General features: G+C 45.3%; 1 protein-coding gene. It reads right to left on the reverse strand.

The features are described 5' to 3' along the window. Window positions 1-579, reverse strand: a 579-nt coding sequence (locus ACWHAR_RS30100) for a phospholipase D-like domain-containing protein (protein WP_452088807.1), incomplete at both ends; no start/stop codon positions are given.

Below are 579 nucleotides of genomic sequence, written 5' to 3' on the forward strand. Positions count from 1 at the left end.
CTTCATGTCAGGGCCTGTCGCGACAATTTGATAAATGCCTCCTCCTTCCACGGGAACCGGGGTATTGTACTCCTCTTGATCAATTAACACTTCATTGGAGACGTATTCCCAATCCAGCATAAAGATAGCGTGGAGCGTTTGCACAATTTCCCCCTCAAGCCGCAGGTGTGTATCTCTCCAAAATCCGATGTACGGATCTCTGCTGATATATTCCTTTCCAACATTTAATCCGCCCACAAAACCGGTTTTCCCATCGATGATCACGATTTTCCGGTGATTTCTGAAATTCAGCTTCTGGTTGAAAAACCCGTATTTCAGCGGAGAAAACGGGACGATGTCCACCCCCGCTTGTTTCATTCTCATAATATCTCTTCTTGCCAGCTTCATGCTTCCTGCCGCATCGTATAAAAACCTCACCTCGACACCCTGGCGCGCTTTCTCCATCATAATATCCATCATGCCGCGTCCGAGCATGTCAGATTTAAACATATAGTATTCAATATGTATGTAAGATTCCGCTTTTCTCATTGCTTTGAAAATGTCCGGGAAGGTTTCTTCGCCGTTTTTCAGCACTTTGAT

This window comes from Bacillus sp. LR--39, from assembly GCF_053613335.1.